The organism is uncultured Gemella sp. (assembly GCF_963537375.1).
GTDB lineage: Bacteria > Bacillota > Bacilli > Staphylococcales > Gemellaceae > Gemella.
The window spans coordinates 1-16,875 of record NZ_CAUTDQ010000039.1 but is presented as its reverse complement, the minus strand read 5'-3'; the positions used below and the strand labels follow the sequence as shown (position 1 = coordinate 16,875).

Genomic DNA, 16,875 nt, shown 5'->3' with positions numbered 1-16,875 from the left:
ATATCAGGTATTTATTTTTAACTTTTTTTGTCTCACATCATTTACAAATGTACATGTTTAAAGACGTTAAAGTCAAATTATTAAGAAAAATAGATTTTAAAAAAATTGTGATGGAAAATTGAAAAAAATATTTTCTGAATGGAAATTAATAATGTCTTAAGTAGAGAAAAGATAGCCCTACATATGATCAGTGGGAGAGTTTTATTCTGTCAGAACATAATAGAAGACAACTTTTAGTTCCTAGGGGCTTTGCTCACGGTTTTGTGACTTTAACACCAAATGTTAACTTCATGTATAAGTGTGATAATTATTATAATGAAGAAGCAGATGCAGGTATAATATTAGATGATAATGACCTTGGAATTGATTGGCAGATAGACCTATCAAAAGCGATTATTTCGGAGAAAGATAGAAACCTTCCTACATTCAAAGAATTTGAAAAGAACAATGATTTTGTGTACGGGGAAGTGTAATTATGATATTTTTTCAGAGTTCTTCCTAAAGTCCTGGATTTAAACGAGAATTCAAAGATGTAGTGGTTTATTGATATCTGAATGTTCTTTATAAGAGTTTTTAAGATGTCTAATGAATTTCGTGGTGGTGACTCGATAATCAAAACCATGATTTTTGTTTTACTCTCATTATAATGAAAATCTATGTTGAGATACTCATATTAATAAGTTCCTTTATGTGAGTGTCGTAATTTATGATTTAAAGGAATTTATTCTTTTTTTCAACCCTTTCCGTAATAATTTTACTATATCAGTTAATGCTTTTATTGTATATCTAGTCTGGGTTTGTTATAATGAAGTTACGTGAGTAAAGTTAGTTATAGATATTAAAGTAAAAGTGTAAATAAATTTCAAGTCACTAATCCTTAGGTTTATTATACAAAAATTTGTTTATTCTTTTTTAGCGTTCTGCTACACTTATACTCAAATATTAGATATCGTTGAAAATTATTAGGAAGTATTTAATGTACCGCATAAAGATAGAGTAACTAACTATTTAATAATTGTATTTATTTATAAGATTAGAAGATTGCTTGAAATAAATAGCTGATTGTAAAAAGTTTTAAAAGGAAAAGTAATAAAGAACCACAACGCGTTCGAATAGGCGGTCGGATAAAAGCTTATAATAAAGCCGAAAAGTAAACTTATTTTCCCATAGGCGGTCGAATAAACGAATAAATAGAAAGGACAGGTACTTATGATTAATGAAAAAAATATAAAAAAATATTTAGAATTAGGAGAAAATCAAAATTTAGAGTTTAAAGAATCCGAAAATAAGTTTCCAATAAATGCTCTAGAGACAATAAGTGCGTTTGCAAATACAGATGGAGGAATAATTATTTTGGGTATTAGTGAAAAAGAAAAGAATATCATTTCTGGTGTTGTAAACCCTCAAAAACAAATAAAAGAATTATTTAATCATATGAACAATCCAAGGGAGATTAGTAGGAATGTATTAAGTAATGATGATGTTTATTCTGTCCAAATTCAAGATAAATCTATTATTGTTATCCATGTAGCTCCTGAGAATTATAAAAACAAACCAATATATTTAAAAGATAATCCTAACAAGACCTATATTAGACAAGGAGAAGGAGATTATTTAGCAACTGAAGAAATTATACAATCTATGATAAGAGATGCTTCTCGAGATAGTTATGATAACAAGTTATTGGATGGATATAATATTGATGATTTAGATAACTTATCTATTCAAAAGTATAAGGATATTTTAATGAGAAATAATCCTGATCATCCATTTAACAACTTATCTACAATAGAATTTTTAAAAAAAATAAATGTGATAAAGAAAAATAGGAAAAACAATAATGAATGTTTGACATTAGCAGGACTTTTAGTATTTGGGAAACATGCATCGATAAAAGAATATTTACCACATTATAATGTAGAATATATTAGAAAATCTAGTAATACTGAAAATTCCTCTTATTCTGATAGATTAATATATGATGGGTATTGGGGGGAAGATAACTTGTTTAATTTCATGTTCTCAGCATTTGAGAAACTCAAATTAACTATTTCCGATAATTCGAAAATTTCAGCAGATTATTTGACTAGAGAAAGTAATTCTAAATTGATAATAGCAATAAGAGAAGCATTAGCTAATTCTATAATTCACTGTGATTTTTTAAATCATAAAGGGGTTCTTATTATTAGATATTCAGACAGAATGATATTTATAAATGGAGGAAGCCTGAGAATCAGTAAAGAAGATTATTTTACAGGCGCTCATTCTACACCAAGAAATCATTATATACAAGAAATTTTCAGGTTAATCAATATATGCGAAAAAGCGGGTACTGGGGTTCCTAAAATTATGAACGCCGTTAAAGAATATCAATTAAAAAAACCGGAAGTCAAAGCGGAAATAGATTCATTTGAGCTTACTATATGGGATACGTCAATTATAGAAAATTTAAATATATCTAATGAAGTTGAAAAAAGAATCATTGAACTAATTATACAAAATAAATTCTGCACTAGGGCAGAGATAGAAAAAGAATTGAAAATCTCGAAAACGACAACAATTAAATATTTAAATAGTTTAAAAGAAAAAGATATTCTTGTTTCGTCAAAAATAGGGAAAGTACACGTATATAAATTGAATGATACTGAACAACATCTAGAAAAGTACAATATGGTTAATACTTTATATTCTATTATTGAAGAAATTAAGCGTAACTAATTCATATATAAATGATTATTTAATATTTTAAGAATGAATTTCCTAGATTTGATAATTTTGAAAAGTGAAGCGAATAGAATTGTGCCTTAGAAAATCTGAATTTTAAAAGATTTAAATAAGAACTAATGGTATTGATATCTAAATTCATATTAGATGTCAATAAACTTTGAGGGAATGATTCTACAAAATTGATTTCTTCAAGACCAAGATTTTTTAGGCACTCTAATCTATATATTTTGTAGAAAACCAACTGAGTTTAAACTTGGTTGGTTTTTTATTTATTTTTTAAGATTTGGAGAAATTCCCATTAGAAAAAAAGTATTAAATACAGTATAATTAAGAATGAAAGAATTAGTCTAATCATGGGATAGGAGAAGTTTCGAATGAAAGTTTTTGGTGCAAAATTAAAAGATGTAAAAATAATAGAACCGGATGTTTTTGAAGATGAACGTGGTTTCTTTATGGAGAGTTATTCTGAAGAAAAGTATAAAAAACTAGGTATAGATTTTAATTTTGTTCAAGACAATCATTCATTATCAGTTGAAGCTGGTGTTATTCGTGGTTTACATTTTCAAAGAGGAAATGCTGCGCAAACAAAGCTTATTCGTGTAGTGACTGGTGAAGTACTAGATGTTGTTGTGGATCTTAGAAAAGGAAGTCCTACGTATGGACAGTGGGAGAGTTTTATCCTTTCAGAACATAATAGAAGACAACTTTTAGTTCCTAGAGGCTTTGGTCATGGTTTTGTGACATTAACACCTAATGTTAACTTCATGTACAAGTGTGATAATTATTATAATGTAGAAGCAGATGCAGGAATTGCATTTGATGATAATGACCTTGGAATTGATTGGCAGGTTGATTTATCAAAAGCGATTATTTCAGAGAAAGATAAAAACCTTCCTACATTCAAAGAATTTGAAAAGAACAATGATTTTATGTATGGGAAGTGTAAGAAAAAGTAGGTTGCTGACTTAGTATCAGTAATCTTGTGTTAAATATTTTTGAAAAGGTAAATAAGATGAAAAATATTATAGTAACGGGTGGGGCTGGATTTATCGGTTCTAACTTTGTACATTATGTTATAAATAATCATCCAGATATTCATGTGACTGTTCTGGATAAATTGACTTATGCGGGAAATAGAGCAAATCTGTCTGGACTTCCGGAAGATAGATTTGAATTAGTTGTTGGTGATATTGCGGATACTAAACTAGTAGATAAACTTGTCAGCAAGACTGATGCAGTAGTTCATTATGCAGCTGAATCTCATAATGATAACTCACTAAAAGATCCATATCCATTTATACATACGAATATTATCGGAACATATGCTTTAATCGAAGCTTGTCGTAAGTATGATGTTAGATATCATCACGTATCTACAGATGAGGTATATGGAGATCTTCCTTTACGTGAAGACTTACCAGGAAAAGGCGAAGGGATAGGAGAGAAATTCACAGCTGAAACACCTTATAATCCATCGAGTCCATACTCATCAACAAAAGCAGGTTCAGACTTACTTGTAAAAGCATGGGTACGTTCATTTGGACTTAAGGCAACTATATCTAACTGTTCAAACAACTACGGACCATATCAACATATTGAGAAATTTATTCCAAGACAAATAACTAATGTCTTGACAGGAATAACACCAAAACTATATGGTGAAGGTAAGAACGTTAGGGACTGGATTCACACGGAAGATCACTCTTCAGCAGTTTGGGCTATTTTAACAAAAGGTAGAATAGGAGAAACATATTTAATTGGAGCTGATGGAGAAGAGGATAACAAAACTGTTATTGAGTTAATCCTTGAGCTAATGGGTAAAGATAAGAATGCTTATGAACATGTAGATGACCGTGTGGGACATGACCTTCGTTATGCAATAGATGCATCTAAATTACGAGATGAATTAGGGTGGAGACCACAGCTTACAAACTTCCGTCAAGGGCTAGCTGACACTATTCGCTGGTATGAAGAAAATGAATCTTGGTGGAAAGAACAAAAAGAAGCAGTAGAAGCCAATTACGCTAAAAATGGACAGTAGAAAGAGTCGATTGGGTGATTGAGGAGCTCTTCTAAATAATTGACAACAAGAGAAGGTGTATGATAGAATATAGGAAAGTGAATGGGAAATGTCTATCAAATTTCATCACGAAAGCCAATTGAAGTGCTAGTTCAATTGGCTTTTTATATTAATATTTAATATTCACACACAAAGTGACGAGTATGCGTCGTGAGCTAAAATGGCTACTTCTTCCCGTGATTATCTTTTAGCAGATAGTATTCTATTAAAAGAAGTATAACTCCTGATAACAAATTCACGAGGATTTGGGTAATGTCTATCTTCATCTCATCACCTCCTTTTGGAGCCAGTAGCCTATCTTTATTATAGCACTAGAAGTCATGTTAGAAAAGGTTTTCCTATTGGTGTTGAGATTAAAATTATATTTTTAAGTTTATATAAACAAAGAATGAAAAAGGTGGTTTTCAATAAAAAAACAGTGATTTTAAATGAAAAATATTTGACATGAGCTGAAAAGATATGATAAAGTATAGACAAGTGAATAGGAAGTATTAATACTTTTTAATATAAGCCCTAACTTTGATTTTAATCAGATTAGTGGTGAAAATCACGTATAGTGTGGAATTTATGAGCTGTGTCTAAAAGTAAGTTGATATAAATTAAGAGGATAACACTATATATTAGGATTAGTATTCCTGATAATAAACTAACAAGAATTTGGACGATTATATCGTACATGCAACCACCTTCTTTTGGGCAAGGTATCAATTTATATTAGACATAGGCGAAGATGATTTGCGCTTGGATGATAGCTAAATCATGCGATAGACTATAAGAAGTGAATGATGTCTATCAAATTTCATCACGAAAGTCAATTGAAGGTCTAGTTCAATTGGCTTTTTATATTTTATATCTTATTTACTCAGGTTAATTGCTAACTATCAGCCTTTTTTATTTTGAAAATATAGAATAAGATTCCTTTTATGTTAATCCTAATAAATTATTTTATATTTATTATTTTAATTATTTCTTAACTGTTATGTTTGTATTATATTGTGTTTTGATGTAGAATAAAGTTGGAAAGGTAGTGAATTTTATAAAGATTTTATTATAAAAGATGGTTGTTGAAATCGTTGTAAACTTTATAGAATTACTCAAAATATCAAAGGAGGGAACAGGCATGAATAGTAAAAAAATTATTAAATTTCCTGTTGATAAAAAAGGATATACAGGAATAAGAAGTAGTAAGTATAGAGAGTTTAATCTCAATCAAGGTTATGGTGAAATACAGTTCTCTTCTAAAGAGATTGAGTCTAATTTTAATGAATCGATAAAACTTTTTTCGGAATTTATCGAGAATTTTGAAGATCCTAAATATGTATCTAATGTAAAAAAGGCTATAGATTTATCTAAGTATAATGTGGATGCTAGGGTTTGGGAAATAGTTAGTAAAGATTGTACGGAATATGAAACAGAATTAAGATTAATACGACTAAGAGACGAAGCTTACAATTTTGAAGAAGGTTTTGTTGATGGTAACCTATTTCCGATTAATTACCTATACCTAAGAGCCTGCCACCATCTTTCGGAATTTTACTTAGGAAATAAGCTCTATAATAAGGTTAGGTATGCTTATAAGCCGTTTTATTTCAGTTTAGATATGGACAATGAAGTCATGATGCCGATGCATCACAATTTTGTTGTTGCTAGTCTTATACTGAATGATTTTACAGAGGTTAATCGTTGTTATAAACTGGCGAATAAACATGGTAAAAATGAAGATGAAATTATTTTACTATCAAAAGTATTTTACCATTTGATGCAGGGAGAAGAGAAAGAAGCTGTTGCATTTTTTAACAAATTGATTAAAGTTAATAAATATATTTCTGATGTTTTAGATAGAATAACTAATCCTAAGTTAATTAAGTTTAGTACGGATGATGATTGTAAGTATTTAGAGGCTCTTAATACTGTTATGAAGTTCGATTATTTCTTAAGTAAGGAGTATTATTTTGACTTTCTTATGCATGTTAGGGAAAGTGAATATGTTATTGGCGATGATTTGGATAAATATGCGGATCGTAAGGAAATAACAGTTGCCGATATGAAACGAGATAGATCGTTTATGGCTATTCGAGATACTGAATTAAAAATTATGCATGCGAACTTTTTATTAACAAAAGAAGACTTCTTAGAAATTACTAGGGCTGAGTTTTTGAAAATAAAAGGTTTAGGTAAGGGAACAATCAGGAACTTACATATGAATGGTGTAATGTTTGCTGATGATAGTGAGTTTGATATCCAGATGGAGTTAATGGAGGATGACTTATGGTAAAACGTGATAAAAAATTTGAATTATTACTTAAAGAATTTATAGAAACTGAAGGGAAGAATTTTTCTAATAGAGAAGATGCTATCGAGGTTTTTGAACATATTTATAATATGGTAGAAGACGGTTATGATGTTGATGGTCCTCTTGGTGATATTGTCGATGCGATTGATGATAGTGATATGAGTGTTTTTGACAAGGTTAATGCTTTACGAGAACTGCATGAGGAAAATCACAGTGGTATAGAGATGGCTATTGAGCTTGGAGAGGATATTTTATATTCAGAAAGTGACGAAGATACCGAAGAGATGATATTAGCGGATGCTCTTGCAGGGTATTATGTTAAAGCAGGTATGTACGAAGAAGCTGCGAAACTGTATGAACTTTTGTTAAAAGCTAGTCCATCGGATTTTTCTGAGGTTACAGAAGAACTGACACATGTTTATGTTCGCCTAAATAGAGATGATTTGATGAAAAATCATATTAAACGATTCGATTATTTAGAATCAGAACCTACGCTGTTGCTTTTAAGTATCTTTAGTATAAATCAAGATAAACTTGATGAATGTCATTATTATATGACGAAGCTTAAAGAACTTAATAAATACGCTGGTATAATCTTTAAGGGTGGTTTTGAAAAAGTTGAAAGCTTTATAGAGGGAACTTTACAGGATGAAAAAGACTTGCAAAAACCCGAAGTGTTTGAAATGCATTTTGCAGCTAGTATAGCTAAAGATTATCTGACTAGCAAATATCATTATGAATTATTAGAAAAATTCTATAAAGAAGAAATAGAAAATAGAGTAATTCTGATAGTGGAAGGACGTTTGAATATTTCCAAGGAAATGATGAAAAAAGACCCTGTTTTTTCTGGTATGGAAAGACAATTAAACAAGTTTATCGATGCTGAATTATATAATAAAGAAATCATTGAGTCTTATACAGAAAAAGAACTGAAAAAACTAGGTGGCATAGGAGCTACAGTTATACAAAAGCTAAAAAATAATGGCGTTAAGTTTAAAGAAAATTAATTAAGAGATAGGTTTATACCGTGGAATCCTGTATATACAAAAATAGAAAATCTGGGAAATGAATCAAAAGTGATTCATAGTTTCCCAGATTTTTTGTCTTGGGCCTTTGTAAAATGTAGGAGATGGGGGAAAATCGCATTAGAAATCTAGGCGGCAGTTTGCTGCTTAGATTTTTTCTTACTTTTACTAAGTTTAACATTATTTTTTATTCAGAAACACATAATTTAGACATAATTAAAATGTGTAGCCTGAAATTACTAAAGCTAGAGTATACAACCTGAAAAGTTATTATATCAATGTTGATATTCATAATCCAAAGTGAGCGATAAATGAGTGATAAATTATTGTTTATGATATAATAAATAAAAGAAATTGATAGGAGAATACTATGAAACCACCATTTACCATTACGAGTACTATTCTTAATTATCTTATAGAAATTTCCAAAGTATTAGGTAATCTTGAAATAGAAACAAAGAAAAATTTACATCTAAGAAAAGAAAATAGAATTAAGTCTATCCACTCATCTTTAGCTATAGAGAATAATAGCTTATCAATTGAGCAGATTACAGCAATTATAGATGGAAAGAGAGTTCTAGGGGATCCAAAGGAAATAAAAGAAGTAAAAAATGCATATGAAGCATATGAAAAAATATTAAATTTAAATCCATATAGTGAGAAGGATTTTTTACTCGCTCATAAATTATTAACTACAGAAATAGTAGGACAATCTGGGAAATATAGAAATTCTGATGTAGGGATTTTTGATGAACAGGGGAATATGGTTCATCTAGGAGCAAGACCTCAGTTTATTGGCGATTTAATGGGAGAATTATTTGACTGGGGACGTAAAGATGATACTCCAGAACTTGTAAAGAGTTGTGTATTTCACTATGAAATAGAGATGATTCACCCCTTTGAAGATGGAAATGGTAGAATGGGAAGGTTATGGAAAAATGTTATTTTAGCTAATTGGAATCCGTTGTTCAGTTGGATTCCTATTGAAATGATAATATATGAAAAACAACAACAATATTATAAGGTTTTAGCGCAGGCAGATAGAAACAATAATTCAACAGTATTTATTGAATTTATGTTAGGTGTCATATTAGAAACTCTACTAGCATACAGGGAACCTGAAGAAAAAATAAAAGAATTATCAAAAGTAGAACAGGATATTTTTGAAAAGATAAGAGAATACTTAAAAAACGAGAAATATATTACTGTAGCAACAGCCTGTGAACTAATTGGAAAGTCTAAGCCAACTGTTAGAAGATATATTGCGAAATTTGTTGAGTATGAGCTATTAGAATCTCATGGAGAAAACAAGAATAGAAGATACTCGCTAAGAAAATAAATAAAAAGATATCAGAGAGAAATAAAAGAAATGTCCTAAAAACTCTAAAAATTATATAATAACCCATAGACGCAGTGGTTTATTGACATCTAAATACGCTTATTAAAAGCTTTTTAGATATCTAATAAACTGTGCGAGGGTGACTCGACAAAATCGATTTCTCCGAAATCACGATTTTTGAGTCACTCCTTTCTGATATCTTTTATTTTTTATTTGATTTTTCTTCTCGTAAAAAAGTGAACTGTTGAGATTACTAGCGCAAGTATGACTATATAAATTACTTGAGAAAATACTAATGGTGTAAAGTGATTTTTCAAGATAAATATATTAACTCCCACACCTATAATTGCAGCTATACTCAACAGAGAAAGTAGTGCAACTTTATATTTATTAAGAGGTAGGCTGACTTTAGCAACCATACAAAGTCCGTTTATTAACGCAAGAAGGAAACAGATGAATTTCGCTTGTGAATTATCCGCGATAGCAAAGTTTGTCAGTAGCACTGTAGCTACCAAAATACCACCACCGATTGCAGCGTTTGTCAGTATGTCCTTCATGAAGTTATTACTTACTTTTTCCTTATTCGCTTCGAAAGTTAGGAAGAATGATGGAATACCGATTGTTATCGCTGAAATTATCGTGAACTGAATCGGAATAAACGCAAACTCTAAGGCGAAGATCACACTAAGTATTGAGAAGACAATCGAGAAGAATGTCTTTGTTAAGAATAGTGAAGCTACTTTTTGAATGTTATTAATAACACGACGTCCTTCCATAAGAATATCGTAGAATACTCCGAAGTCATCTGTTAAGAATACGATGTTTGATACGCTTTTTGCAGCGCTGGTAGCGCCATTCATAGCAAAACTAATATCAGCCTTTTTCAATGCAAGAACATCATTAACCCCGTCACCACTCATAGCGACAGTCTTGCCAGCTTTTTGCAGTACGGCTACCATTTTTTGTTTTTGTTCTGGAGTAACACGTCCAAAAATATCATTCTCAAGAACAGTTTTTTCAAACTCTTCATCAGTTACTTTAGTCATATCGATAGCCTTAGCATCTTCTTTGAATCCAGCTTTTTTAGCGACACCGTACACGGCTACATGGTTGTCTCCACTAATTATTTTTACTTCAACACCTTGAGATTCAAAGTATTTGAATGTTTCTTTTGTATTTTCTTTTATTTCATCCGATAGAACTACATGTCCTACAAGTTTCATATTAGTAGGGACATTTGTACTGTCTTCAGTATAGGCTAATGATAAAATTCTATAACCTTCTTTTTTTAGATTCTCGTAATATTGATCCATTTCATCTGAGAAACCTAAAAATTCATATGCCCCGAAGAAATATGTTCCACCATTTTGTAGTTTTATAAATGAATATTTATTTTTACTAGAAAAGGCTCCTAATTCTTCTACATCCCACTGTTTTTCACATGTTAAATAGTTTTTTAAAGCTCTAGATGTTGCATTTTCATCATCGAAGTATGCAAGATAACTTGATAATTTTTCTGCAACCTTATCATCAATTTCTACAACGTTCATATTACCTGTAGTAATAGTTCCTGTTTTATCGAAACAAAGAACATCTACTCTAGCAAGAGTTTCCACGCAGTATAGTTCTTGAACTAAAACTTTCTTTTTAGCAAGTTTCATCGCAGCAACCGCAAGAGATACGCTGACAAGAAGTATTAAACCTTCTGGAATCATACCTACCAAAGCTCCAGCACTACGTAGAACTATTTCTACATAACCACGTCCTAGACTAGCACCACGGATGTATAGCATAATTGCGACAGGTACTAATAGAATAGATATAACTTTTAAGATTTTATCCATATAGTCACGAAGTTTAGAGGGATATTTCTTAAATTCTTTAGTGCTTTTAGCAAGCTTGTTGATATAGCTATCTTCTCCGACAGCGATAGCCCTTACTAAACAACTACCACTAACTACGTTACTACCACTCATTACTTTGTCATTAGTAGTCTTAAAGATATTGTCACTTTCACCAGTTAGCAGTGATTCATCGACCTCGATACTACCTTCAATGATTTCAGCATCAACAGGAATCTGATCACCGAGATTTAAGTGTAGATATTCTCCAAGGACGATTTCTTCAGAATCTATATTTATTATTTCGTTATCACGATTTACTCGGTATTTACTTCTACCTAGTAAACTCAACTTTTCAAGGGCATTTTTCGAACGAACTTCTTGAAAAATACCAATTGCAGTATTTATAGTAATTACACCTAAAAACAGCATGTTTTCAAATCTAAGTGTTGTAGCTATAAATGCTGCTAAAACTAAGTTCATAGCATTGAAAAAAGTAAAGATATTAGAAAAGATAATTTCTTTAGTAGTTTTATAAGGTTTAATTTCACTAATATTTTTTTTCGCTTTAGTTACTTCTTCACTAGTTAAATATTTCATTCTACCTCCGCCATAACTATATTTTTAATAGTTTCTATTTTATCACACTTTAGTATAGTTTGGAAAATTAAAGAATACTGTATTAAAAATTATAGTGTTTGTAAAATTTAAGTGGAATAGAGTAATGAAAATAAAATTAGAAACGCAAAATCTATTAGTTAATTTTATCTATATATTTGAATATTGATTTTGATTTTCAGAAATTATATGTTAAAATATAGAAATATACTTTAAATATACTTAAAAAGATAGGAGATGAAGAAATGACGCTGGCTAAGAAAACAGCAGTAAGTGTGCTAAGTGCAGCATTACTACTAGGAAATATCAGTACATTTAATTATGGAGTATCATCAAAGATAACATTAGCTCAAGAAGAAAAAAAAGATGAGCTATCAAATGTTTCAAGAAGCGAAGAACATAAATTCCAAAACGATGATAAGGTAAAAGTTATTGTTAAGTTAAAGGGTGATGTTGATCCCAATAAGTTAAAAACTAAAGAAGGAATTAAAGAAGTTACCGAATCAACAAAAGCGCCTAGGGAAAAGGCGTTAAAAGATATTAAAGATAAAGGTATCGATTATAAAAAACTGTTTGAGTACGATACATTGATGAATGGTTTTGCCTTAGAGACTACATTCTCGAATGCTAAAAAAATTCAAGAGTTAGATTTTGTAGACACTGTTGAAATGAGTGTTAGCTACAATAAACCAGAAAATGTAGCAAGCGAAGAGGAGAAGAAAGACAGCACTGAAGCTAATGATTTTTCTAAAGCTTTAGACAGTTATAATCTTATTAATATACAACCTCTTTGGAATAAAGGATATAGAGGACAAGGAAAAGTTGTCGCAGTATTAGACTCTGGGCTTGATCCGAATCATCCAGTGCTTAGATTATCAGATAATTCAAAATCTAAATATAAAACTAAAGATGAAATTGAAAAAATAAAAAAAGAAGCGGGTATAGACTACGGTAAGTGGTATAGTGAAAAATTACCATTTGCATTTAACTATAACGACTGGAATAATGATATTAAACAAAGTGCTTATAAATCACATGGTATGCACGTTGCTGGGACTGCTGTAGGAAATCCTAAGGAGAAATTCACAAATGGTGATTATGTAACAGGTATAGCACCAGAAGCGCAGTTGATTTTTATGCGTGTATTCTCAGATACTAAAAATTCAGGAACAGAGTCTTATATCTATACAAAAGCTATAGAAGATGCTATTAAATTAGGCGCAGACACGATAAACCTAAGTTTAGGTTCACCAGCTGGTTCAGTAGTAGAAGTAGGAGATGGTTTAGTTCGTGCAATGGATGTTGCGAAAAAAGCCGGAGTTAATATAGTCGCAGCGGCAGGAAACAATGCATTCTTTGCTAGTGGACAAACAAATCCAAGTGCAGCTAATCCTGATTACGGAACTGTAGGAAGACCATCGGTTTCTGAAGATGCAATTTCTGTGGCGAATATTAGTAATAGTGTTCTTAACAGAGAAATAGCGAATATCGAGCAGCTTAAAGACAATGCTGATTTTGATAATGGAAAAATGCCGATTTTCAGTTATACTAAACAATTCGAGAAAAAAGCATATGATTATGTATATGTTGGAGTTGGTAAAGCAGAAAACTATGCTGACAAAGATTTAACTGGAAAAATCGCCCTTATCCAACGTGGTGGTAATAGCTTTGAAGAAAAAGTTAAATTAGCTAAACAATACGGCGCAGCTGGAGCAGTAATCTACTTCAATGAAGGAGATACTATTTATAATCTAACATTAAATGGTCAGGATAAAGATTTCCCTGTAGTTACAACTTATTACAAATTTGGTAATGAACTTTCTGCTCATGAAGGGGAATATAAAATAACATTTAATGGTACTTGGGATAAGCAAGATAATCCTAAGAAAGGTGAATTCGATGAGTCTACTGGTTGGGGAATGAGTGTCGATGGATACTTAAAACCTGATGTAACAGCACCAGGAGGAGATATACTATCATCTTATAATGATGGAAGATATGGTCTAGATAGTGGAACAAGTATGGCCTCACCACACGTTGCGGGAGCTATAACTCTTGTGAAACAAGTATTATCAGAAAGATTCCCGAACTTAAGTGCAGAAGAAATTCAAGGATTAGCGAAGAGATTAATCATGAGTACAGCAAATCCTCAGGTATATTCTGATGGTTATACAACAGCATATAGATCACCACGTCTTCAAGGTGCAGGTCTAATCGATGCAAACAAAGCAGCATATGGAGACCTTTATGTAACTGGAAAAAACAATTACGGAAGTGTCTCTCTAGGAAATGTTGGAGGTAAATTTACTTTTAAATTAGTATTACACAATCTATCAGACAAAGCTCAAAACTTACAATATGCAGCTCACTTAACTACTGATAACTATTACGGTGAAGATGCTGGTGTTGATTGGAGTGGAAAACTTACGATGACACCTAAGAAGTTAGTGACAACTGATTGGGCTTCAGTTGAAGTTCCAGCGAAAGGTGAAAAAGAAGTAGAAATCACAGTTGATGCTACGAACTTTAAAGAAGAGCTAGAAAAAGTATTTACTAATGGTTATTATCTAGAAGGATTTGTAACTTTCTATGATGAAGAAAGTGCATTAAAAGCTAATATACCATTCGTAGGATTTAAAGGTCAGTTCCAAAATCTACCAGTGTTAGAAAAACCAATCTACTCTATGAAAAATGGAGAAAAACCAACATATGAGTATGGTTATACTTCAAATCCTAATAACTGGGATTCATTAACGGAAATGAACTTCACTGGAATGTTAACAACATACAAAGAAGATAAAAAAGATAAGAGAACACTAGCAGGAGCGTATGTAAATCCTGTTACTGGTGAAAGATTCTTTACTGATAAAATTTTCTTCTCGCCAAATGGTGATGAGAATTATGATGAGATAGGAATGAGAGGGGTATTTTACCGTAACTTTGAAAACCTAAAACTTTCAGTATATGCTAAGGATGACGTAGAACGTAAGAACCCACTTTACCAAAATGGTAATGGTTCTGGTAACAAAAACTTCTACAATAACACAAGTAAAAAATACACATCATTAACTATGACAAACTGGAAAGGTGTTGACAATAACGGTAACCCTCTTCCAGATGGAGAATACCAATATGTAGTTTCTTATAGTGCAGCAGTAAGTGGTGCAGATATGCAAGAGACAACATTCAATGTAGTAATCGATAGAAAAGCTCCGAAAATCACAGGTGCTAACGGTGGTTACTACGATGAAGCAACTCGTAAATTCACACCATATCCAGTACTAGAAGATGGAAGTGGAGTATTCTACAAAAAATTAAGCTATGGTAAAAATACTATTGCAGCAAATGAAGATGGAAGTTACACAATTCCAGAAGGTGTAGAATTAAAAGATCTTACTTTTGAAGTAAAAGACTTCGCAGATAACAAAGATAGTATTAATTTATCAAATGTTGAGGGTAATGGTAAAGGAAGTTTAGAAGTAGAAGTTAAGAAAGGTGATGGAACAGGAAACAATTCACGTCGTTTACGTTACAAGATCACTAATGAAAAAGGTGAAATCGTAGGGGAAGACTTCTCTAGAAATAAACGTACATACCAAGCATTACCGTTTGGTAAATATACTGTTGAAGTAGTTATGGTTGATGGAGAGTACAAACTACTTACACCATCAAAAGTTGACTTTGAAATAACTAAAGATAAACCGACAAAAGAGGTTGAGTTTAGGGTAGATGAAATTAGCAGAAATGCTACAGAAATCAGCTTTGACAAGCCAGTTCCAGCAGGAACAAAAGTTTATGCAGTAGCTCAAGATGGTACTAAAGTATTACTTCCAAGAAGTTTATACGGAAAAAATGCCTTCCAGAAAAACTTAGAAAATGGAACATACACAATTCAAATAGTAACACCTGAAGGATATACTCCGGCAGAAAATAATTTTGAATTAGTAGTAAAAGATGGGCACAACAAGAAACAAGTTGTTCTAAATGTTGCAGAAAAAGTAGCAAGTGTAGGAACTACTGAGAATTCTAAAGCACAAGGTACAGTAGATTTCACTGAGAAAAAACTTTATAATAATTACAAACTTGTCGTAACAGAACCAACTGCAGAAGAAAAAGCAAATATTCAAAAACAATTAACAGAAGGTAATGTAGATCTAAGTAAATATGATGTTGAATACTTTGATATTCATATTGTAGATGCAACAGGAAAAGAAGTTAAAGTTCCTGGTGATAGAGCGGTAACTTTAGATTTAGCGAAAGCGCCAGAAAGATTCTTCCACGAAAAAGATGGAAAATTAACAGCCGTAAGCAGTGTTAATTATGCAGATGGTAAGCTAACATTTACTACTGATAGCTTCAGTAACTTCGTAGCATTAACTCCAAAAGATGCTCCAGTAGAGAAAAAAGCAGAAGTAAATAAAGAAGAGCTTCAAAAAGCAATAGAAGCGGATAAAGCGTTAGATGAAACTAAAGAGTATAAAAATGCAACTATCGAAGCTAAAGATGCATATAACAAAGCATTAGAGGCAGCTAAGAAAGTTCTTGAAAATGAAAATGCAACTCAAGAAGAAGTAAACAGTGCGGTAGCAAGTTTAAACGCAGCTAAAGTAACATTAGCTAATTCACAACAACCAGAAGTTAAGAAAGAAGTAGACAAAGCTAAATTAATTGAAAAATTAAAAGAAACTGAGAAACTTCAAACTGAGGTTAAATTTAAAAATGCTGGACAAGATAAAAAAGATAATTTCGTAAATGCTATAAAAGAAGCGACAGCAGTTCTTGATAACAAAGATGCAACTGTAGAAGAAGTTAAAGCAGTGTTAGAAAAATTACAACAAGCTGAAAATGCTCTTGATGGTAAAGAAGTAGAAGCTCCGAAGAAAGAAGAGGTAAAACCAGCAGCTGAAGAACCTAAGAAAGAGGAACCAAAACCAGCGACTGAAACTCCTAAG

8 protein-coding genes and 1 pseudogene are annotated in these 16,875 nt (G+C 31.5%); 8 read left to right on the top strand and 1 reads right to left on the bottom strand.

Annotated elements, in window-relative coordinates:
* Window positions 1–176 precede the first annotated feature (176 nt).
* The 7 genes and pseudogenes from RYK99_RS07500 to RYK99_RS07470 form a co-directional block, all read left to right on the top strand.
* Window positions 177–473, top strand: a pseudogene (locus RYK99_RS07500) (dTDP-4-dehydrorhamnose 3,5-epimerase family protein); the annotation flags it as partial.
* Window positions 474–1,209: 736 nt separating this feature from the next.
* Window positions 1,210–2,718: an RNA-binding domain-containing protein gene (locus RYK99_RS07495; RefSeq protein WP_314991465.1), complete on the top strand. Its 1,509-nt coding sequence runs from the start codon at window positions 1,210–1,212 to the stop codon at window positions 2,716–2,718.
* A gap of 383 nt (window positions 2,719–3,101) precedes the next feature.
* Complete coding sequence (gene rfbC, locus RYK99_RS07490; protein ID WP_314991464.1) at window positions 3,102–3,683, top strand: dTDP-4-dehydrorhamnose 3,5-epimerase; 582 nt, start codon at window positions 3,102–3,104, stop codon at window positions 3,681–3,683.
* Between the two features lie 56 nt (window positions 3,684–3,739).
* Window positions 3,740–4,768, top strand: a complete 1,029-nt coding sequence (gene rfbB, locus RYK99_RS07485; RefSeq protein ID WP_314991463.1) for a dTDP-glucose 4,6-dehydratase — start codon at window positions 3,740–3,742, stop codon at window positions 4,766–4,768.
* Between the two features lie 1,159 nt (window positions 4,769–5,927).
* Window positions 5,928–7,082, top strand: a complete 1,155-nt coding sequence (locus RYK99_RS07480; RefSeq protein WP_314991461.1) for a hypothetical protein — start codon at window positions 5,928–5,930, stop codon at window positions 7,080–7,082.
* A complete protein-coding gene (locus RYK99_RS07475) occupies window positions 7,076–8,107 on the top strand; it encodes a hypothetical protein (protein WP_314991459.1) in 1,032 nt (343 codons plus the stop codon). The genes RYK99_RS07480 and RYK99_RS07475 overlap by 7 nt, the downstream gene beginning before the upstream one ends.
* Before the next feature lie 388 nt (window positions 8,108–8,495).
* Window positions 8,496–9,464, top strand: coding sequence for a Fic family protein (locus RYK99_RS07470; protein ID WP_314991457.1), 969 nt, complete (start codon window positions 8,496–8,498; stop codon window positions 9,462–9,464).
* Window positions 9,465–9,673: 209 nt separating this feature from the next.
* Here the strand turns inward: RYK99_RS07470 and RYK99_RS07465 are convergent, their stop codons facing one another.
* Complete coding sequence (locus RYK99_RS07465) at window positions 9,674–11,905, bottom strand: HAD-IC family P-type ATPase (RefSeq protein WP_314991456.1); 2,232 nt, start codon at window positions 11,903–11,905, stop codon at window positions 9,674–9,676.
* 263 nt (window positions 11,906–12,168) lie between these two features.
* On the opposite strand from RYK99_RS07465, the gene RYK99_RS07460 reads away from it, so the two are divergent.
* Window positions 12,169–16,875: S8 family serine peptidase (locus tag RYK99_RS07460; RefSeq protein WP_314991454.1), on the top strand; the 4,707-nt coding region annotated here is incomplete at its 3' end.

Coding starts and splice junctions, on each gene's coding strand:
- RYK99_RS07495 (WP_314991465.1), top strand. CDS start 1,210: ATGATTAATGAAAAAAATATAAAAAAATATTTAGAATTAGGAGAAAAT.
- rfbC (WP_314991464.1), top strand. CDS start 3,102: ATGAAAGTTTTTGGTGCAAAATTAAAAGATGTAAAAATAATAGAACCG.
- rfbB (WP_314991463.1), top strand. CDS start 3,740: ATGAAAAATATTATAGTAACGGGTGGGGCTGGATTTATCGGTTCTAAC.
- RYK99_RS07480 (WP_314991461.1), top strand. CDS start 5,928: ATGAATAGTAAAAAAATTATTAAATTTCCTGTTGATAAAAAAGGATAT.
- RYK99_RS07475 (WP_314991459.1), top strand. CDS start 7,076: ATGGTAAAACGTGATAAAAAATTTGAATTATTACTTAAAGAATTTATA.
- RYK99_RS07470 (WP_314991457.1), top strand. CDS start 8,496: ATGAAACCACCATTTACCATTACGAGTACTATTCTTAATTATCTTATA.
- RYK99_RS07465 (WP_314991456.1), bottom strand. CDS start 11,905: ATGAAATATTTAACTAGTGAAGAAGTAACTAAAGCGAAAAAAAATATT.